The sequence below is a fragment of the Sulfitobacter sp. PR48 genome (assembly GCF_028807335.1).
In the GTDB taxonomy this organism is placed as follows: Bacteria; Pseudomonadota; Alphaproteobacteria; order Rhodobacterales; family Rhodobacteraceae; genus Sulfitobacter.
The window spans coordinates 75,586-94,445 of the sequence record NZ_JARAMM010000017.1 but is presented as its reverse complement, the minus strand read 5'-3'; the positions used below and the strand labels follow the sequence as shown (position 1 = coordinate 94,445).

Genomic DNA, 18,860 nt, shown 5'->3' with positions numbered 1-18,860 from the left:
CGCCGTGCAGATCCCGAACACCGGGCAGCTTCGGGAAATGCACGACAAGGCGGCCTTGGCCCTTCCCCCGCGCGGCGGGCTCTGGCATACTCGGTGACCAACAAAAATGAACAAAAACAGGCCTGCCTCATGTCCGATCTCCTCTCCGGTGCCCAGCCCAGCGGCAAGAACTATGATGCCTCCTCCATCCAGGTGCTGGAGGATATGGAACATGTGCGCCTGCGCCCCGGCATGTACATCGGCGGCAAGGACGACCGCGCGCTGCATCACATGGTGGCGGAGATCATGGACAACTCCATGGACGAGGCGGTTGCGGGCCATGCCACCTGGATCGAGCTGGAGCTGCATGCGAACGGCCATGTGACCGTGCGCGACAACGGGCGCGGCATTCCCATCGGGATGCACCCCAAGGACCCGAGCAAATCGGCGCTGGAGATCATCTTTTGCACCCTGAACGCGGGCGGCAAATTCTCGGGCGACAGCTATGAGACATCGGGCGGTCTGCACGGGGTCGGCTCTTCGGTGGTGAATGCGCTGTCGGATCACCTGCGGGTCGAGGTTGCGCAGAACCGTGAACTTTACGCGATGGAGTTTTCGCGCGGGTTGCCGCAGGGCAAGCTGGAAAAGATCGGTGCCGCCCCCAACCGGCGCGGCACGGCGGTGACATTCCACCCCGATGCGGAAATCTTTGGCGCGCTGAAACTGCGCCCTGCCCGGCTGTTCGCCATGGCGCGGTCCAAGGCCTATCTTTTTTCGGGGGTCGAGATCCGCTGGAAATCCGCCCTGCCCGATGGCGACACGCCGATGGAGGCGAGCTTTCACTTTCCCGGCGGGCTGTCGGACTATCTGAACGAGACGCTGGGCGGCTCCACCACCTATGCCGAAGCGCCCTTTGGCGGGATGGTCGATTTCAAGGAGAAATTCGGCACCCCCGGCAAGGTGGAATGGGCGATCAACTGGACGCCCTCGCGCGATGGTTTCATCCAGTCATACTGCAACACGATCCCGACGCCCGAGGGCGGCACCCATGAGGCCGGGTTCTGGGCCGCGATCCTGAAGGGGATCAAGGCCTATGGCGAGCTGGTGGGCAACCGCAAGGCGGGCACGATCACCCGCGAGGACCTGATCACCGGCGGCTGCGCGCTGGTCAGCTGTTTCATCCGCGAACCGGAATTCGTGGGCCAGACCAAGGACCGGCTGGCCACCACCGAGGCGCAGCGCATGGTGGAGAACGCGGTGCGCGACCATTTCGACAACTGGCTGGCGGCGGATACCAAATCCGCCGGCGCGATCCTGGATTTCCTTGTGCTGCGGGCCGAGGAACGCCTGCGCCGCCGTCAGGAAAAGGAAACCGCGCGCAAGACGGCGACGAAAAAGCTGCGCCTGCCCGGCAAGCTGACCGATTGCACCAGCAAAACCCGCGAGGGCACGGAGCTGTTCATTGTCGAGGGCGACTCGGCCGGCGGGTCCGGCAAGGGCGCGCGCAACCGCAACACCCAGGCGCTGCTGCCGCTCAAGGGCAAGATCCTGAACGTGCTGGGGGCGGCCTCGGGCAAGCTGACGACCAATGCGGAAATCTCAGACCTCTGCGAGGCGCTGGGGGTCGGTATGGGGACCAAGTTCAACCTGGACGATCTGCGCTATGACAAGATCATCATCATGACCGATGCGGATGTGGACGGCGCGCATATCGCGTCGCTGCTGATGACCTTCTTCTTTACCCAGATGCGGCCGCTGATCGACAACGGGCATCTCTACCTCGCCTGCCCGCCGCTCTACCGGCTGACGCAGGGGGCCAAGCGGCTGTATGTGGCGGATGACATCGAGAAGAACCATTGGCTGGAGAAGGGTCTGGGCGGCAAGGGCAAGATCGACCTGCAACGCTTCAAGGGTCTGGGCGAGATGGACGCGAAGGACCTGAAAGAAACCACGATGGACCCGGCAACGCGGAAATTGATCCGGGTGACGGTGGACGAGGATATCCCCGGAGAGACCGGCGATCTGGTGGAGCGGCTGATGGGCAAGAAGCCGGAGCTGCGGTTCCAGTATATCCAGGAAAACGCGCGGTTCGTAGAGGAGTTGGATGTTTGAGGCTCGGAAGATTGCGCGTTACGAGTTCACCATTACTTTTCTTCCTGAAAATTTTCGGTGTGATATTCTCCCTTGCTCCGATGCTGTGGCGATCAGCTAAGAATATTCTTTCACTCGACAAAATTGCCCGATCTGAAGATGGCCTAGAGTTTTTTGCGCAGTTGTTTGCATGGGCCCTGTTGTTCGGGTATTTTGCCCAGAATTCGAGTTCCGCAGTTTTGCTTGAACAGATATCAAGCTCTGAAGGTAAGCTCTCCAATTCGGTAGAATTCTTCGAGGCTGCGCAGAATCCGTTCTGGAGCGAGGTGCTCGTGCTCGTTCAGACGATTGTTGTGATGACGATCTGCTGGCCTGCAATTGAGCTGTGGAAAAGAAAGGGTTCTCAGGACACAGACGCGAATCTCTACTGGTGTATACTCATCGGTCTAACTGCACTTGGATATATTTTTTCGGCCACTTTATCTCTGGTCACGCTGGCATTTTGGCCCGATAGTTTTTCCGAAAGCATGGATACCTTACTGTCGATCTTGATCGCAATAGTTGCATTGGTCATCCTGTGGGTTAATTTGCGACGGATTGATCCGTTGCTACCTAAACCTTGGCTGGCCGCAGGATTGTTGATCATGCTTACTGCGCAAGTAGCAACTAGCTTTATTAAGGCATTTCTTCCGCTCCTTTTCCCCGACCTGTATGTGCTCCTGCTGTTGGAACCCTAAAATCTGCAGGACATGCGCGGGCCAAAGCATGTAAAAGTTACCCTCAGCCATAGCGAGGCCGCTTGGTGCAATAGCGCGGAACTTCAGCAGGAAACCGTAAGTGCTATCATCTCTGGGATCGCACCACCGTCCTAGACGCACCCCACAAATACGACCCCCACGGGCGCGCAGGGGGTCCACTCATCTCATGTCAACCGGCTTCTCGCAGCTTTCACTGCACCCCGACGCTGCCGCATCCCTGCGGCCTCCGGCCCGAGGTCGGGCGTGGATCTCATGTTGGGGTCTGCCGTAGGGTGCGTGCTCTGCACGCACCGCAGCCCCGCCGACATTATCGGCGCGCGCGGAGCGCGCACCCTACGAGGTTGCTGTCCGCTGGACCTTTCGCGAGACGGCCTCCGGGCCGAGGTCGGGCGTGGGTCTCATATTGGGGGCTGCCGTAGGGTGCGTGCTCTGCACGCACCGCAGCTTCATCGACCGTATCGGTGCGCGCGGAGCGCGCACCCTACGAGGTTTCTGCCCCCTGGACCTTTCGCAAGACGGCCTCCGACCCGAGGTCGGGCGCGGCCCTCATGTTGGGGACTGCCGTAGGGTGCGTGCTCTGCACGCACCGCAACCTCATCGACATCATCGGTGCGCGCGGAGCGCGCACCCTACGAGGTTTATGTCCTCTGGACCTTTCGCAAGACGGCCTTCGGCCCGAGGTCGGGCGTGGATCTCATGTTGGGGTCTGCCGTAGGGTGCGTGCTCTGCACGCACCGCAACCCCGCCGACCGTATCGGTGCGCGCGGAGCGCGCACCCTACGGGCTGATCATTCATCGGTTGGCCCGGCAAACCCCTTGCCAAATGCCCCTTGCACCCCCACCTTGTCCCTACAGGCCCGCGCCATCCGCGCGGCCTGTTGCCTCACCGGAAAAGCCGCGCGCGCGCCGCGCCCCTGCCCCCTGAGCATCGACCCGATGGGCTTTGCCGTTCGGGAACCCGATCAGAGGAATACCGCCATGTCCAAGGAAAAGAACAAGGGCAACAAGGAAGCCAAGAAACCCAAGAAGGAAAAGGTCAAGGTGCTGGCCACCGCCAACAGCGGCATGAAAGACGGCACCGTGATCGCGGGCAAGAAGGTCAAGTAACCGCGTCGCGGCGCGGGCCCCTGCCGGGGCTTGCGCCCGCGCGCAGCACGCCTAGGATCGGGGCACATTATGCCCCGGAGGCCCCATGACACCGCAAGCCGCGCAAGACATCCTTGAAAACGCCTTTGCCCCCTGGGTGCGCGCGTTGCAGCCGATGATCACCGAGATCGGAGTGACGCGTACCATCCTGACCATGCCGATCAGCACGCAGATCATCCGCGTCGGCGGCATCGTCTCGGGTCAGGCGCTGGCGGCGCTGGCGGATACGGCCATGGTCTTTGCCTGTTTCGGCCATCTGGATGCCCCCGAACCAGTGGGCACCGTAACGCTGGATACGCAATTCCTGCGCCCCGCCAGCGGCGACAGCATCCGCGCCGAGGCGGAAGTGACCCGCGCGGGCAAATCCATGCTTTTCGCCCGCTGCACCCTGATCGCGGAACCCTCGGGCAAGCCGGTGGCGCTGGCCACCGCGACATTCGCGCGCTGAGGCGCATTCTCCGCTTGATCCCGGCCCCGCGCCGCGCCTTACTGCGCCCATGATCCGCGTCTTTCTCATCCTGTTGCTACTGGCCTCCTGCGGGCGACCGCTGACGGTGAACGAACGGGCCTTCCTCGACAGTATCCATGGCGACACGCTGGACATGAACGCGGTGCGCCTGCACAACGGATCGCCCACCCGCGCGGTGACCTTTCGACGCAAGCCGCGCCCGCGCACCACCTGCCGCGAGCTGATCCTGCCCCCCGCAAGGGATGAGATCGTGACGACAAAGCCCGCCGCCGTCGCCCTTTTCAACACGATCCTGTTCGACAAGGACTGGTATCTTGAGGATTACCTGCCCGAATACCCCGATGCCATCGGGCTGGTGGCGGGGATGCTGCTGGCGCATGAGCTGACCCATGTCTGGCAGTGGCAGAACCGGGCAAGCACCGGCTATTCGCCGCTGCGCGCCGCGTCGGAACATACGGTCAGCGACGATCCCTATCTGTTCGAGATCGACACGCCCCGCAAGTTCGGCGAATTCGGCTATGAACAGCAGGGCTCCATCGTGGAGGAATTCGTCTGCTGCCGTGCGCTGGCCCCGCAGGCGCCGCGCACCAAGCGGCTGCATGCGCTGATTTCGCAGGTGATGCCGGTAGCCCCGCTGCCCGCACGCCCGCAATCGGACGTGCGCCTGCCCTGGGACGGGGTCCAGATCAAGGGCATCTGCGGTTAGCGCTGGATGCTTTCCAGATAGGCCAGAAGTGCCGCAAGCGCGCGTGGTGTCGGGGTCATCACGCCGTCCACCTCCACCGGCACCAGATCATCCGCCATGGCCCCGCCGAACTGCGGCATGACCCGGGCGAGATGGCCCTGTTCGGGATCGCCATAGATATAGCTGAGCGCCCGCGCCCGGGGAAAGCTGCCGCCGCTTGTCCGCGTCAGCAACGTCAGGTCGGCAGGTTGCGGGTTCAGGCCCGCCGCCAGCGGCCCGTCACCCCGCCCCGTGGCACCGTGGCAGGCGGTGCAATTGGCCGCATAGAAGGCCGCGCCGTCACCGGCGGTGGGCATCTCTTGCGGGGTGCAGGCCGCAGCGGTGCAGAGCAGGCCAAGCAGGGACAGGGTTTTGATCGGGCTGGGCATCATGGTTCTCCGGTTGGATTGAAGGTCATCTTGCGCCATCCCGCGCGCGCCGCCATGATGCAGATCAAACTGCAGCGGCGGAATGGCCTCAGGAAATGGCCTCAGGGCATATCCGCAAGCGCCTGAATGCGCGACCATACCGCATCCTCGACCGCGACCGGATCGGCGGGCTTTTTGCCCTGTCCCGGCATCCGCGCACCTTCATCCGCCGATGCCGCCTGCGCCAGGGCGGCCAGCCGCGCCCCGAATTCGGGCGATGCCGACGGGTCGATCACGATGTAATACTGGCCCAGGTCATGCGGCGGCCCCTCGGCCGCCTTGAGCGGTTTCACATCCTGCGACAGCGCGCCGCCGGTCATGCCCGCCGCCAGAATCTCGGCCATCAGGCCAAAGCCCCAGCCCTTGTAGCCGCCCAGGGAGATCAACGACCCCTCAAGCGCTTCCTCCGGGTCGGTGGTGGGGTTGCCCCTGGCATCCACCGCCCAGCCTTCGGGGATGGTCTCGCCCGCCGCCCGGGCCATGGTGATCTTGCCCAGGGCGACCATGGTGGTGGATTGGTCGAACTGCATGGCGATCCCGCCCTGCCCGTCGGGCACCGAAAAGGCAATCGGGTTGGTTCCGATCACCCGCGTCCTGCCCCCCGGTGCGGCCACGATGGGCGAGGCATTGGTAAAACCCAGACCGATCAGCCCTGCCCGGGCGATCTGTTCCGTGAAATATCCCAGCGATGTGCAGGTATGCGCATGGGCAACCGCCAGCGTGGCGATACCGTATTGGCGCGCCGCGTCCAGCGCCAGGGTCAGCCCGTAGGCAAAGGCCGGCTGGGCAAAGCCGAAGCGTGCGTCCACATGCACCACGGCAGCGCGGGCCATGGTCACGCCGGGGGTCACATCCCCCTTGACCCGGCCCGTCATCAACTGCTGGCAGTAGCTTTCCACATAGTAGAGACCGCAGATCCTGTTGCCCACCGATTCCGCCGCCGCGACCGCGCGGGCCACCTCGGCGGCGGCAAAGGAATCGGCACCGTGACCCATCAGGGCGGCCTGAACCGTTTCGGCGATGTCTCTCAGGGCCACCTCGGGCATCTGTCATTCCTCTGGTTCGGAACCACCACTGTGTCCCCGGCACCAAAGGAGCGTCAAGCGCGATGATCCCGGGTGGCGGGTTGGCGCGGGTTCAGACCGGAACCAGACGGCCCGCGTCGAGCCGGATCTGGCGATCCATCCGCCCGGCAAGTTCCAGGTTATGGGTGGCAATCAGCGCGGCCAGACCGGTGCTGCGCACCAGTGCCATCAGCGTGCCAAAGACCTGATCCGAGGTCGCGGGATCAAGGTTGCCGGTGGGCTCATCCGCCAGCAGCAGGCGCGGCGCATTGGCCAGCGCGCGGCAAAAGGCGACGCGCTGCTGTTCGCCCCCGGAGAGCGCCGCCGGGCGATGGTCTGCGCGCCCCTCGATGCCCACCTGCCGCAGCAATTCGCGCGCCCGCCCCTCGGCCGCTGAGCGGCCCGTGCCCCCGGCAAGCTGCGGCAGCACGATGTTTTCCAGCGCGGTGAATTCCGGCAACAGGTGGTGGAACTGATAGATGAATCCCACGTCCGCGCGCCGCACCGCAGTGCGGCGGCGGTCGCCCAGGCCGGTCATGTCCTCGCCCCCGATGCCGACCTTGCCGGCATCGGGCGTGTCGAGCAGCCCCGCGATATGCAGCAGCGTGGATTTGCCCGCCCCGGATGGGGCAACCAGCGCCACCACCTCGCCCGGGGCAACCTGCAGGTCGATGCCACGCAACACCCTGACTTCATTGGGCGCACCGGGGTTGTAGGATTTGGTGATGCCTTGCAGATCGAGGGCCGGATCATTCATAACGCAATGCCTCTACCGGGTTCATCCGCGCGGCACGGCGCGCGGGAAAGATCGTGACGATAAAGGACAGGCCCAGCGACAGCCCCACCGCCGAAAGCACATCGCCCATCTGCAGCTTGGCCGGCAGGAAGTAGATCCCCCGGATCGACGGATCCCAGGCGGTGCCGCCGGACAGATAGTTCACCGCCGCAAAGATCTGATCGACATAAAGCGCAAAGAGGCACCCCAGGATCACCCCCATGGCGGTGCCGATGATGCCGGTAAAGGCCCCGCAGATGAAGAAGACCCGCAGCACCGACCCCTCGGTCAGGCCCATGGTGCGCAGGATGCCGATGTCGCGGCCCTTGTTCTTGACCAGCATGATCAGGCCGGAGACGATGTTCATTGCCGCGATCAGGACCAGCACGCTGAGGATCACGAACATCACCCGGTCCTCGATGTCCAGCGCGTTCAGGAAAGAGCCCGAGGCATCACGCCAGGTCCAGACCTGGGCCCGATCTCCCGCCGCCTCCAGCAGCGGAATGGCCAGTTTGTCCACCGCTTCGGGGTCTTCAACCATCACTTCAAGTTCGTCCGCCAACCCCTCGCGATTAAAGAAGGATTGCGCCTCTGCCAGGGGCAGGTAAGCACGGGTACGGTCGATGTCGTACCGCCCCGCTTCGAAGATATAGACAACCTCATAGGCATTGACGCGCGGGCTGGTGCCAAAGGCCGTCTTGACCCCGTTCGGCGAGATCAGCTTGATCGTGTCGCCCACATCCACACCCAGCGTGCGGGCCACGCCGACGCCGATGGCGATGCCTTCGTCGAAGCGATCAATGTCCCCCCGCGCATGTTCCGAATGGGCGATGCGCGGGATCGTCTTGAGATCCTCTGCCGCTATGCCAAAGACTTCGACGCCCGCGTTGGACTGCCCCTTGTTGGCCATCACCTGCTGGCGCACCAGCGGCGCGGCGCGGGTCACGCCGGGCACTTTGGACACTGCCGCAGCCATTTCGGCGTAATTTGATATGCTGCGGTCGATCTGCCCGTTCTGGGCCACTTCACCCAGCTGGTAGATGGTCACATGGGCATTCGCCCCCAGGATCGTATCCACGAATTCCGCCCGAAAACCGGAGCGCACGGACAGCGTGGCGATCAGGGCAAAGACCGCCAGGGTGATGCCGATCAGGCTGATCCAGGTCATCACGCTGACGCCGCCTTCGGCGCGGCGCGCGCGCAGGTAACGCCAGGCGATCATCCATTCGAACGGGGCAAAGGGGGCGGTGCTGTTCTGCGCCATGGGGGCTCCTGAGATTTGGCGCAAACTGGGCTTTCGGACCGGCAGGGTCAAGCGCCCATTCTGCGGCGAAACGGCCATGCCAGAAGGCGCAGCACGGCCCCCAGCGCAACACTGCCGATCAGGAAACCGATCAGGGCAAAGCTGAGGCCCGCGAAATGGATCGGCACCGCCGGCTGATAGGCGGCCCAGGCCGCCCGGGCGATCTGGCGATCGGTCAGCCGGGCCGCGTGATAGGCCCGCATGAAGGGTCCCTGCCCCTCGACTTCCGCCAGATCCGCGCGCAGCCTGTCATAGCGCTGAAAGGTCGCCGTCATATCCGCGCGCCTGCGCTCCAGGAACGCGGTGCCCTGCATCTGCGCCAGCGCCTGATCCCGCGAAAGGCCAACGGCAGCCGCCGATGCGTCGAAATCCGCAACCACTTCGGCCAGCGCATCCACCGCACCGCCCAGACGCTGGGCATATTGCTGGGAAAACTCGGGGAACTGAGAAGTGACCACCGCCCCGGCAAGCCCGCCCGCAAGCGTCAGCGCCCGCAGTATCATGACAAAACCGGCACGGCGGGCACCGGGCACCGCTGCACCATGCCTGTCATTCTGACACCGATGAACATCCGGCCTGCTCCCTTTTTTCGAGCAACCCTACATCCCGGCCCATCGCCCGTCCAATGCTCAGAGAATACCGGCGTAAACCTGCGCAATCCGCTCAACCGCCTGTTCCGGCGGCATTTCCTCGCTCTCGCCCGTCCGACGCGAGGTCAGTTCCACCACCCCGTTCTTGAGCCCGCGCGGCCCCACCGTGATGCGCCAGGGCAGACCGATCAGATCCATGGTGGCAAATTTCGCCCCCGCCCCGCCCTTGGTATCGTCATAAAGCGGATCCAGCCCAAGCCCTCTGAGCGCGGCATAAAGCGCTTCGCAGGCCGCGTCAGCTTCGGCATCGCCCTGCTTGAGGTTCACGATCCCGGCATGGAAAGGTGTCACCCCCTCGGGCCAGATGATGCCGCGCTCGTCATGGCTGGCCTCGATGATCGCGCCCAGCAGGCGGCTGACCCCGATGCCATGGCTGCCCATATGGACCGGCACCGGCTTGCCGTCAGGGCCCTGCACCCTGGCCCCCATCGGTTCGGAATACTTGGTCCCGAAATAGAAGATCTGCCCCACCTCGATCCCGCGCGCGGTCCGTCGGCGCTCTTCGGGCACCTGGCTGAAGAGCGCCTCGTCATGGGTTTCGTCGGTGCGCGCATAGCGCGAGGTGAATTCCTCCAGCACCGCGGCACAGGCGGCATGATCGTCATGGTCGATCTCGCGGTCACCGAATTTCAGGTCGGTGATCTGGCTGTCATAGAAAACTTCCGATTCGCCGGTTTCCGCCAGCACCAGGAACTCATGGGTGTCATCCCCCCCGATGGGGCCGGAATCGGCGCGCATCGGGATCGCCTGCAACCCCATCCGCTCATAGGTGCGCAGATAGCTCACCAGATGGCGGTTATAGGCATGCAGCGCATCTTCCTTGGTCAGGTCGAAGTTGTAGCCGTCCTTCATCAGGAACTCGCGCCCCCGCATCACGCCGAAACGCGGCCGGATCTCGTCGCGGAACTTCCACTGGATGTGATAAAGCGTCAGCGGCAGGTCCTTGTAGCTGCCCACATGGGAGCGGAAGATGTCGGTGATCAGCTCCTCGTTGGTGGGCCCGTAAAGCATGTCACGGTCCTGCCGGTCGCGGATGCGCAGCATCTCGGGACCATAGGCGTCATAGCGGCCCGATTCCTTCCACAGATCCGCCGATTGCAGCGTCGGCATCAGCATCGGGATATGCCCCACCCGCTGCTGCTCCTCATGCACGATCTGTTCGATCCGGCGCAGGACCTTGAACCCCAGCGGCAGCCAGGAATAGATCCCCGCGCTGGCCTGCTTGATCATCCCCGCCCGCAGCATCAGCCGGTGGCTGACGATCTGCGCCTCGCTCGGGGTCTCCTTCAGCACGGGCAGGAAATATCGGCTCAGACGCATGGCGGGCTCCTCTTTGGGCGATTGCTGCGGCCTGACTAAGCCATGTCCGCGCCGCCCGCAATCGCGATGCGCGCCTCAGACCCGCCCCGCCCCGTTCATTGTTCCAAAAATATACCAGAGCGCGAGACAGCGTCTCGCAAACCGATTTGGCAGCGCCAAATCAATAAAATCGCATGTGGGCCATGGGCCCACACCTTCAGGATACGGCCCGCCGCGCCAGGGCGATGGCCACCTGGGTCGCCAGCGCCATGTCCTGCACCGAAATCCACCCCAGCGGGCCATGAATCTCCTGCATCCCGGTAAAGATGTTCGGGCAAGGCACCCCCATCTCGGTCAGCCGCGACCCGTCGGTGCCGCCCCGGATCGGCACCGATACCGGCGTCAGCCCCACATCGGCCACCGCGGCGCGCACCAGTTCCACCGGCGTCATGTCCTTTTCCAGCCAATAGCGCATGTTGCGGTATTGCGGCGTGATCTCGCAGCTGATCTGCGCGCGCGGCTCCCCCCTGCCCACCACCTCGCAGACCTGGCGCAGCAGCGCGCCCTTTTCCGCCAGACCTTCCAGTTCGAAATCACGGATGATCAGGGTGATCTCCGCCTCCGATGAGCCCCCCTTCACCTCGCTGACATGAATGAACCCTTCGGTGCCCTCGGTGGTATCCGGGGTCATGCGCTGCTGCGGCAGGCACTGGATGATCCGCGCAACCAGATGCAGCGCATTGACCATCTTGCCCTTGGCAAATCCGGGATGGGCAGAGACCCCCACCACCTTCACCACCGCGCCATCCGCCGAAAAGGTCTCGAATTCGATCTCGCCCGGTTTGCCGCCGTCGAAGGTATAGGCGAAATCAGCGCCCAGATCGGCGGGCAGCCGGGGGTCGACGCCGCGCCCGATTTCCTCGTCCGGGGTAAAGGCCAGGCGGATCGGCCCATGCGGAATGTCAGGGTTTTCAAGCAGATGTCTTGCGGCGGTCATGGCAATCGCCACCCCCGCCTTGTCATCCCCGCCCAGCAAGGTGGTGCCGGAAGCGGTCACGATGTCCTCGCCCTGCTTGCCCGCGAGATGCGGCGAAACTTCCGGGTTCAGCTTCAGCTCGGGGGCATCGGCAAAGGTGATGTCACCGCCATTATAGCCGCGATGGACCACCGGTTTCACCCCGGTGGCATTGAACTGCGGCGCGGTGTCCACATGGGCGCACCAGCCCATTGTGGGGCCCGGGGCGGTGCCCGGCACTGTTGCCAGCACCACGCCGTAATCGGTCAATGTGACATCCTGCGCGCCGATCTGCTGCAGTTCGCTCACCAGCAGGCGCGACATTTCCAGCTGGATCGCCGTGCTGGGCTGACTGGGCGAAGCCGCATCGCTCTGGCTGTCGATGGCCGCATAGCGGACCAGCCGCTGTTCCAGTTCCGCGTCGAATTCGGTCCGCATATGGCCTCCTGCCGGTCTGTTCATGCCTGTTGCGCCAACCCTATGTCCGGCGCGCGGGGGGCTCAACACCCCGCGTGCAGGTCAGGCGGCGCGGATCAAATCGCGCCGTCATCCCCCCGTGACCCTTGAAATAACCGCCTGCATGGGCGAAGTGATAGGTTGTCCTTTGCGGAGAACCCCATGGCCCTTCCGATCCGAGATCAACTGAAATACTGGGGCATCGCCGCCGTGGTCTTCATGGTGGCCCTGTGGTTCCTGGGTCAGGTGCTGGTGCCCTTCCTGCTTGGCGGGGCCATCGCCTATTTCCTTGATCCGGTCGCCGACCGGCTGGAGCGTATGGGGCTGAGCCGGGCCCTGTCCACGGCGCTGATCACCTTTGTCGCCATCCTCATCTTTGTGGTGATGGCCCTGCTGGTGGTCCCGACCCTGGTCAGCCAGGCCGCATCGCTGATCGAGACCGCGCCGAGGCTGACGCAGGATTTCACCAATTTCGTCACCACACGCTTCCCCTCGCTGCTGGATGCGGATTCGACGCTGCGCAACTCGCTGACCTCGATCGGCGCAACGATACAGGAGCGCGGCGGTCAATTGCTGGAGACGGCGCTGGCCTCCTTTGCCTCCATCATCAACGTGATCCTGCTGTTCGTGATCGTGCCGGTCGTGTCGGTCTACCTGCTGCTGGACTGGGACCGCATGGTTGCCGCCATCGACCGGCTGCTGCCGCGCGACCATGCGCCGGTGATCCGGCAGCTGGCCCGCGACGTGGACAAGACGCTTGCTTCTTTCATCCGGGGCATGGGCACCGTCTGTCTGATCCTTGGCACCTATTATGCCTTTGCGCTGATGCTGGTGGGCCTGCAATTCGGGCTGGTCGTAGGCTTCATCGCCGGTCTGGTCACCTTCATCCCCTATCTGGGCGCCCTGCTGGGCGGGGCGCTGGCCATCGGGCTGGCGCTGTTCCAGTTCTGGGGCGACTGGGTGTCCATCGGTCTGGTCGCGGGCATCTTTGCGATCGGCCAGGTGATCGAGGGCAATGTGCTGACACCCAAGCTGGTGGGCAATTCCGTGGGGCTGCATCCGGTCTGGCTGCTTCTGGCGCTGTCGGTTTTCGGCACGCTCTTCGGCTTTGTCGGGATGCTGGTCGCCGTGCCGCTGGCTGCCGCGCTGGGGGTGCTGGCGCGCTTTGCCATCGACCGCTACAAGCACAGCCTGCTCTATCTCGGCACCGACCCAACGACGATGGACGACTGACATGGCCCGACAATTGGGGTTCGACCTGCCCAGCCGCACCGCACTGGGGCGTGACGCCTTTTTCGCGGCACCGTCCAATGCCATGGCCCTGTCGATGATCGACCAATGGCCCGGCTGGCCCGGCGGCAAGCTGGCCCTCACCGGCCCCGAGGGGGCAGGCAAGACCCATCTGGCCCATGTCTGGGCCGATCAGGCGCAGGCCCGGATCATCCCGGCGCGCAGCCTTGTGGATGTGGAGGTGCCTGCGCTGGCCACGGGGCCGCTTGCCGTAGAGGATGTGCCGGATATCGCCGGGAACGACGCGGCCCAGACAGCGCTGTTCCACCTGCACAACCTGATCCTGGCCGAGGGCCATACGCTGCTGCTGACCGGCACGCCCCCGGTTGCGCAATGGGGGCTGACCCTGCCCGACCTCGTCAGCCGGATGCGCGGTGCCACGGCCGTGGCGCTGGAGGCGCCGGACGACATGCTGCTGACCGCCTTGCTGGTCAAATTGCTGGCCGACCGGCAATTGACCCCCAAGCCCGATCTGGTCCCCTACCTGCTGTCCCGCATGGACCGGTCCTTTGCCGCCGCAATCGCCCTGGTGCAGCGCCTTGATGCCGCCAGTCTGGCGCAAAAACGCCCGCTTACCCGGCAGTTGGCGGCGCAGGTGCTGGACAAGCCCCCCGCAGCGGGCTGATACTGCCCGCATTGTCGCAACATCGTTACACACCAGCGCCATAAGGCCGCCATGACTCACGCAGATTTCCTAGAAGGGCCTTTCGCGCCCGCCATCGAACTGGCCGACCTCGACATCACGGGGCCGGGCCGTTTTTTCAACCGCGAACTCAGCTGGCTGGGGTTCAACTGGCGTGTGCTGGAAGAGGCGGAAAACCCGCGTGTGCCGCTGTTGGAGCGGCTGCGGTTCCTGTCGATATCCGCGGGCAACCTCGATGAATTCTATACCGTGCGCGTGGCGGGCCTGCGCGAACTGGCCCAGGCCGGCAATACGACGCCTGCCGCCGACGGCCTGTCCCCCGCCGAACAACTGGTCCTGATCAACGAGGACGCGCGCAACCTGATGATGAACCAGCAGCGGGTGCTGGTTGAACTGATGGCAGAAATGGATGCGCAGAACATCTTTCTGGAACATCAGTCGGACCTGACCGCGGCCGATCACGAATACCTCAAGGAGATGTTCCTGACGCAGGTCTTTGCGGTGCTGTCGCCGCTGGCCATCGACCCTGCGCATCCCTTTCCCTTCATCCCCAACACCGGCTATGCGCTGGCGCTGCAGCTGGAACGGACCCGCGACAAGCGCCCGCTGCAGGCGCTGCTGCCGATCCCGGCGCAGATCGACCGGTTTGTGCCGCTGCCCGCCCCGGAGGGCACCCTGCGTTACCTGCCGCTTGAGGACCTTCTGGTGCTCAAGATCCCCGACCTGTTTCCGGGCTACAAGCTGAAAAGCCACTTTGAATTCAGGGTCCTGCGGGACAGCGACCTGGAAGTCGAAGACGAGGCCGAGGATCTGGTGCGCGAATTCGAGGTGGCGCTGAAACGCCGCCGCCGGGGTGAGGTTGTCCGCCTGACCCATTCGGCCGGCGCGCCGGAAAAGCTGAAAGCCGTGGTGATGGCCGAGCTTGGCGTTCATGAGCGTGACGTGATCGAGATCGACGGCATGATCGGGCTCGATGACCTGAGCAAGCTGGTCACCGACGCAAGGCCCGACCTGCTCTGGCCCTCCTTTACCCCGCGGGTGCCGGAACGGGTCAGCGACCATGACGGCGACATGTTCGAGGCGATCCGCCAGAAGGACATGCTGCTGCACCACCCCTATGAGACCTTCGACATGGTGATCCGGTTCCTCGCGCAGGCGGCGCGCGATCCGAATGTCGTGGCGATCAAGCAGACGCTCTACCGGACTTCGCGCGACAGCCCGATTGTCGAGGCGCTTTGCGAGGCGGCGGAAGACGGGAAATCCGTGACCGCGCTGGTCGAACTGAAGGCGCGGTTCGACGAGGCCGCCAACATCCGCCAGTCCCGGCGGCTGGAACGCGCGGGCGCGCATGTGGTCTATGGCTTTCTTGATCTCAAGACACATGCGAAGATTTCCACCGTGGTGCGGCGCGAGGGCAACCAGCTGGTGACCTATACCCATTACGGCACCGGCAATTATCACCCCATCACCGCGCGCATCTATACCGATCTGTCGCTGTTCACCTGCGACCAGAAACTTGGCCGCGACGCCACCAAGGTTTTCAACTTCCTGTCGGGCTACGCACAACCGGAGAAGCTGGACAATCTGGCGATCTCTCCCACCACGCTGAAGCCCCGCCTGCTGGAACTGATCGCGGCGGAGGCGGCCCATGCCGAGGCGGGCAAGCCTGCAGCGATCTGGGCCAAGATGAACTCCATCATTGATGCGGAAGTGATTGACGCGCTTTATGCCGCCAGCCAGGCCGGGGTGAAGATCAGCCTGGTGATCAGGGGCATTTGCGGATTGCGCCCGGGGATCAAGGGGCTGTCCGAGAACATCCGCGTCAAATCCATCGTCGGACGGTTCCTGGAGCATTCGCGCATCGTCTGCTTTGGCAATGGTCACGGCCTGCCCCACAAGAGGGCGCGGGTCTTTATCTCCTCCGCCGACTGGATGGGGCGCAACCTGAACCGTCGGGTCGAAACCCTGGTGGAGATCGAGAACCCGACGGTCAAGGCGCAGATCACCAGCCAGATCCTGGCCGCGAATCTGGCCGATGTGGCGCAAAGCTGGGTGATGGCACCCGATGGCAAATTTACCCGCCCACCGATTGTGGAGGGGCAGTTCAGCTTCAACTGCCACCGGTTCTTCATGGAAAATCCCTCGCTCTCGGGGCGCGGCTCTGCGGGGGCTTCGGACGTGCCAAAGTTGACACATACGGAAGACTGAGGGCGGATGCCGGTCCACCCGCCCCGATGTTCGGCGGGATCGGACATTGACCCCCGGTGCCACCTGCACCATCTTACGGACAGTTGAGCCGACCGCCAGGAGACCTCATGGCTAACCTTACGGAGACCAACACGCCGGTGCCGGAAACCGGCGTTGCTGATCTGGGCCTGTTTGCAAAACCACTGTTCGAAGACCCCAGCGCGCGCAAACTGTCGCGGGTGGGGGTTGTCGATGTGGGGTCAAACTCCGTCCGGCTGGTGGTTTTTGACGGCGCGGCGCGATCGCCCGCCTATTTCTACAACGAAAAGATCATGTGCGCCCTGGGTGCGGGCATGGCCGAGACCGGGCATCTGTCGCCGGAGGGCCGGGTGCGCGCCCTGTCGGCCATGCGCCGCTTTCGCAAGCTGGCAGACAGCATGGGCCTGAGCGAGTTGACGGTTGTCGCCACGGCAGCGGTACGCGACGCCAGCGACGGTGCGGCATTCTGCGAAGAAGTGCTGCGCGACACGGGCTTGCGGATCTGGGTCATCGACGGCGAAGAAGAAGCGCGGCTTTCGGCGCAGGGGGTTCTGCTGGGCTGGCCCGGTGCCTATGGACTGGTCTGTGACATTGGCGGCTCCTCCATGGAACTGGCCGAGATTTCCGGGGGCCGCGTGGGCCGGCGTGTCTCCTCGCAACTGGGACCGTTGAAGCTGCGCGACATCAAGGGCGGCGCAAAGGCGCGGAATGCACAAATCAAGGAGGTGATGGAGGGCCTGCAGGAGCGTATGGGCGTCCAGCGGGACCGGTTGTTCCTGGTGGGCGGATCCTGGCGGGCCATCGCGCGCATCGACATGGTGCGCCGGGGCTATCCGCTGCATGTGCTGCACGAATACCGGATGACGCCCCGCGCGGTCAGCGCCACGGTCAAATTCATCAAGCAATCGAACCTGGAGGAACTGCGCAACGAGGCAGGCGTATCATCGACCCGGATGGCGCTGGTGCCCTATGCGGCAGAGGTGCTGAGCCGCCTGGTCAAGACCTTCAAGCCCAAGGATATCGCGATTTCCAGCTATGGGATCCGCGAGGGGATGCTCTATGAACAGATGCCGCAGCGCCTGCGCGACCGGGATCCGCTGATCGAGGCCTGCCGCTTTGCCGAGGCCAAGGATGCCCGCACACCGGGTTTCGGCAAGGTCCTCTTCAACTTCATTCTGCCGCTCTACAAATCCAGTTCGCCGCAGCGCAGGCGGCTGGTCAAGGCCGCCTGCCTGTTACATGACGTCAGCTGGCGCGCGCATCCCGATTACCGGGCCGAGGTCTGTTTTGACAATGCGACGCGGGCCAACCTGGGGGGTCTGAAGCATTCCGAACGGGTGTTTCTGGGCCTTGCCCTGCTGCACCGCTATTCCAACAAGCGCGAGAACACCCGTTTTGAAGATCTCTACCAGATGATCGACGAGCGGGCCCGCAAGGAGGCCGAGATCTTGGGCAAGGCCATGCGGTTCGGGGCGATGCTGTGGATGAACAAGGATGAAGATCGCGGCGAACTGCGTTGGTTTCCCAAGAAAAAGCTGCTGCAGCTCTGGATCACCGAAGACATGATGCCGCTGTTCGGCGAAGTGGCCGAAGCGCGTCTGAATTCGCTCGCCGGATCGTTGGAGGCCTCGGTGGAGTTGAAGACGGTCAAGGGCTAGCACGGGTCGCCCCGGCTTGCCGCCGCGCCCTGCATCCGGTTGTCGCGCCTGTCCAGGCTTTGCGTTTTACGCTGTCGGCATTTGCCGCCTGCACCCTGCACCGGCAGACATGTCATGTATGACATGTCATTTTAGACAGGTCTTGTATGACATATCCTGTGTGATCTGCTGCCTCGACCGGTCGGGCGCGCATCCCGCGAATCCCGGTGGGCGAAGGGGCGGCACCTCCCCATGTCCCAAGCTGTCGCAAAAGAGGGCAGCCTATAGCGCTTCGGGATATACCTGAATCACTTGTTCGCTGCCTCTCCCTGCGGTCGAACGCGAAAAGTGATGTTGGATGTTTCAAGCCTATCCCGAAACGCTGTAAATCAAGACATGTCATTTTTGACATGTCATGCATGACATGTCGTCCTTTATGGAATGTCGCGCTGAAATCGTCAGGCATCGTTCGGGTTTGCGCCCGCCTGACCAGGCGCATTGCCATGGCAGCGAAAGCCCCGCCTCAAAGATCAATCTGCGGTGCAGGCTCCTTCGGCGCCTCCGGCTCTTCCAGCGGCGGCTCTGGCTTGCGCCGGATGATGATATCCCCGTTCGGCAGAATCTCCGGCGCCTCATAGACGCTCCAATCCTCAACCTCGTCCAGAATCTCGCCCAGTTTCGGCCCCATCTCCTTGGCGAAGCTGCGCAAGGCGGGTCCCATCTGGTCAGCCAGGTCTTCCAGCCCGTCAATTGCGGGGGCCATTTCCTTCATGATGCCTTCCATGAACATCTGCGCGCCCCGTTCCATCAGGGACAGGCCACGCTCCTCTTCCTCCTGCGCCTGAGCGGACAGGGGAAGGCAGATCAACAGGGCAAGACCGGCAAGATGTTTCATGACAGATAATTT

The 18,860-nt window shown here is 63.8% G+C and carries 17 protein-coding genes; 9 read left to right on the top strand and 8 right to left on the bottom strand.

Going from position 1 to position 18,860, the window contains the following annotated elements:
- Positions 1–129: 129 nt before the first annotated feature.
- The 5 genes from PVW51_RS19655 (at position 130) to PVW51_RS19635 (ending at position 5,149) form a co-directional block, all read left to right on the top strand.
- Positions 130–2,091 (top strand): DNA gyrase/topoisomerase IV subunit B, encoded by a 1,962-nt coding sequence (locus PVW51_RS19655; protein WP_274576980.1) that lies wholly within the window; start codon positions 130–132, stop codon positions 2,089–2,091.
- A gap of 11 nt (positions 2,092–2,102) precedes the next feature.
- Positions 2,103–2,807 (top strand): hypothetical protein, encoded by a 705-nt coding sequence (locus tag PVW51_RS19650; protein ID WP_274576979.1) that lies wholly within the window; start codon positions 2,103–2,105, stop codon positions 2,805–2,807.
- Between the two features lie 999 nt (positions 2,808–3,806).
- A complete protein-coding gene (locus PVW51_RS19645) occupies positions 3,807–3,935 on the top strand; it encodes a hypothetical protein (RefSeq protein WP_274576978.1) in 129 nt (42 codons plus the stop codon).
- A gap of 85 nt (positions 3,936–4,020) precedes the next feature.
- Entirely contained in the window at positions 4,021–4,422 is a 402-nt protein-coding gene (locus PVW51_RS19640; RefSeq protein ID WP_274576977.1) for a PaaI family thioesterase, read from the top strand.
- Positions 4,423–4,471: 49 nt separating this feature from the next.
- On the top strand, positions 4,472–5,149 hold the full coding sequence (locus PVW51_RS19635; RefSeq protein WP_274576975.1) for a hypothetical protein: 678 nt from the start codon (positions 4,472–4,474) through the stop codon (positions 5,147–5,149).
- Here the strand turns inward: PVW51_RS19635 and PVW51_RS19630 are convergent.
- From PVW51_RS19630 to pepT, 7 genes are all read right to left on the bottom strand, one after another.
- Complete coding sequence (locus tag PVW51_RS19630) at positions 5,146–5,556, bottom strand: c-type cytochrome (protein ID WP_274576974.1); 411 nt, start codon at positions 5,554–5,556, stop codon at positions 5,146–5,148. The two genes, PVW51_RS19635 and PVW51_RS19630, sit on opposite strands and share 4 nt — an antisense overlap.
- Positions 5,557–5,657: 101 nt before the next feature.
- A complete protein-coding gene (locus PVW51_RS19625; RefSeq protein ID WP_269364810.1) occupies positions 5,658–6,641 on the bottom strand; it encodes an Ldh family oxidoreductase in 984 nt (327 codons plus the stop codon).
- Positions 6,642–6,732: 91 nt separating this feature from the next.
- Entirely contained in the window at positions 6,733–7,416 is a 684-nt protein-coding gene (locus PVW51_RS19620) for an ABC transporter ATP-binding protein (RefSeq protein WP_269364808.1), read from the bottom strand.
- Entirely contained in the window at positions 7,409–8,698 is a 1,290-nt protein-coding gene (locus tag PVW51_RS19615; RefSeq protein ID WP_274576972.1) for a lipoprotein-releasing ABC transporter permease subunit, read from the bottom strand. The genes PVW51_RS19620 and PVW51_RS19615 overlap by 8 nt, the downstream gene beginning before the upstream one ends.
- A 47-nt stretch (positions 8,699–8,745) precedes the next feature.
- Positions 8,746–9,240 (bottom strand): DUF2937 family protein, encoded by a 495-nt coding sequence (locus tag PVW51_RS19610; protein WP_274576971.1) that lies wholly within the window; start codon positions 9,238–9,240, stop codon positions 8,746–8,748.
- Positions 9,241–9,366: 126 nt separating this feature from the next.
- Positions 9,367–10,707: a proline--tRNA ligase gene (gene proS / locus PVW51_RS19605; RefSeq protein ID WP_274576970.1), complete on the bottom strand. Its 1,341-nt coding sequence runs from the start codon at positions 10,705–10,707 to the stop codon at positions 9,367–9,369.
- 196 nt (positions 10,708–10,903) lie between these two features.
- Complete coding sequence (gene pepT, locus PVW51_RS19600; protein WP_274576968.1) at positions 10,904–12,139, bottom strand: peptidase T; 1,236 nt, start codon at positions 12,137–12,139, stop codon at positions 10,904–10,906.
- 180 nt (positions 12,140–12,319) lie between these two features.
- On the opposite strand from pepT, the gene PVW51_RS19595 reads away from it, so the two are divergent.
- The 4 genes from PVW51_RS19595 (at position 12,320) to PVW51_RS19580 (ending at position 17,974) form a co-directional block, all read left to right on the top strand.
- Entirely contained in the window at positions 12,320–13,390 is a 1,071-nt protein-coding gene (locus tag PVW51_RS19595) for an AI-2E family transporter (protein WP_269364799.1), read from the top strand.
- A gap of 1 nt (position 13,391) precedes the next feature.
- A complete protein-coding gene (locus tag PVW51_RS19590) occupies positions 13,392–14,072 on the top strand; it encodes an HdaA/DnaA family protein (RefSeq protein ID WP_274576967.1) in 681 nt (226 codons plus the stop codon).
- A 51-nt stretch (positions 14,073–14,123) separates the two neighbouring features.
- The gene (locus PVW51_RS19585) at positions 14,124–16,298 is read left to right on the top strand and encodes an RNA degradosome polyphosphate kinase (protein ID WP_269364797.1); all 2,175 of its coding nucleotides are present in this window, start codon (positions 14,124–14,126) and stop codon (positions 16,296–16,298) included.
- A 107-nt stretch (positions 16,299–16,405) separates the two neighbouring features.
- Entirely contained in the window at positions 16,406–17,974 is a 1,569-nt protein-coding gene (locus PVW51_RS19580) for a Ppx/GppA family phosphatase (protein WP_274576964.1), read from the top strand.
- Between the two features lie 502 nt (positions 17,975–18,476).
- On the opposite strand, the gene PVW51_RS19575 is transcribed toward PVW51_RS19580, so the two are convergent.
- On the bottom strand, positions 18,477–18,848 hold the full coding sequence (locus PVW51_RS19575; RefSeq protein WP_274576962.1) for a hypothetical protein: 372 nt from the start codon (positions 18,846–18,848) through the stop codon (positions 18,477–18,479).
- Positions 18,849–18,860 lie beyond the last annotated feature (12 nt).

Coding starts and splice junctions, on each gene's coding strand:
- PVW51_RS19655 (WP_274576980.1), top strand. CDS start 130: ATGTCCGATCTCCTCTCCGGTGCCCAGCCCAGCGGCAAGAACTATGAT.
- PVW51_RS19645 (WP_274576978.1), top strand. CDS start 3,807: ATGTCCAAGGAAAAGAACAAGGGCAACAAGGAAGCCAAGAAACCCAAG.
- PVW51_RS19640 (WP_274576977.1), top strand. CDS start 4,021: ATGACACCGCAAGCCGCGCAAGACATCCTTGAAAACGCCTTTGCCCCC.
- PVW51_RS19635 (WP_274576975.1), top strand. CDS start 4,472: ATGATCCGCGTCTTTCTCATCCTGTTGCTACTGGCCTCCTGCGGGCGA.
- PVW51_RS19630 (WP_274576974.1), bottom strand. CDS start 5,556: ATGCCCAGCCCGATCAAAACCCTGTCCCTGCTTGGCCTGCTCTGCACC.
- PVW51_RS19625 (WP_269364810.1), bottom strand. CDS start 6,641: ATGCCCGAGGTGGCCCTGAGAGACATCGCCGAAACGGTTCAGGCCGCC.
- PVW51_RS19620 (WP_269364808.1), bottom strand. CDS start 7,416: ATGAATGATCCGGCCCTCGATCTGCAAGGCATCACCAAATCCTACAAC.
- PVW51_RS19615 (WP_274576972.1), bottom strand. CDS start 8,698: ATGGCGCAGAACAGCACCGCCCCCTTTGCCCCGTTCGAATGGATGATC.
- PVW51_RS19610 (WP_274576971.1), bottom strand. CDS start 9,240: ATGATACTGCGGGCGCTGACGCTTGCGGGCGGGCTTGCCGGGGCGGTG.
- proS (WP_274576970.1), bottom strand. CDS start 10,707: ATGCGTCTGAGCCGATATTTCCTGCCCGTGCTGAAGGAGACCCCGAGC.
- pepT (WP_274576968.1), bottom strand. CDS start 12,139: ATGCGGACCGAATTCGACGCGGAACTGGAACAGCGGCTGGTCCGCTAT.
- PVW51_RS19595 (WP_269364799.1), top strand. CDS start 12,320: ATGGCCCTTCCGATCCGAGATCAACTGAAATACTGGGGCATCGCCGCC.
- PVW51_RS19590 (WP_274576967.1), top strand. CDS start 13,392: ATGGCCCGACAATTGGGGTTCGACCTGCCCAGCCGCACCGCACTGGGG.
- PVW51_RS19585 (WP_269364797.1), top strand. CDS start 14,124: ATGACTCACGCAGATTTCCTAGAAGGGCCTTTCGCGCCCGCCATCGAA.
- PVW51_RS19580 (WP_274576964.1), top strand. CDS start 16,406: ATGGCTAACCTTACGGAGACCAACACGCCGGTGCCGGAAACCGGCGTT.
- PVW51_RS19575 (WP_274576962.1), bottom strand. CDS start 18,848: ATGAAACATCTTGCCGGTCTTGCCCTGTTGATCTGCCTTCCCCTGTCC.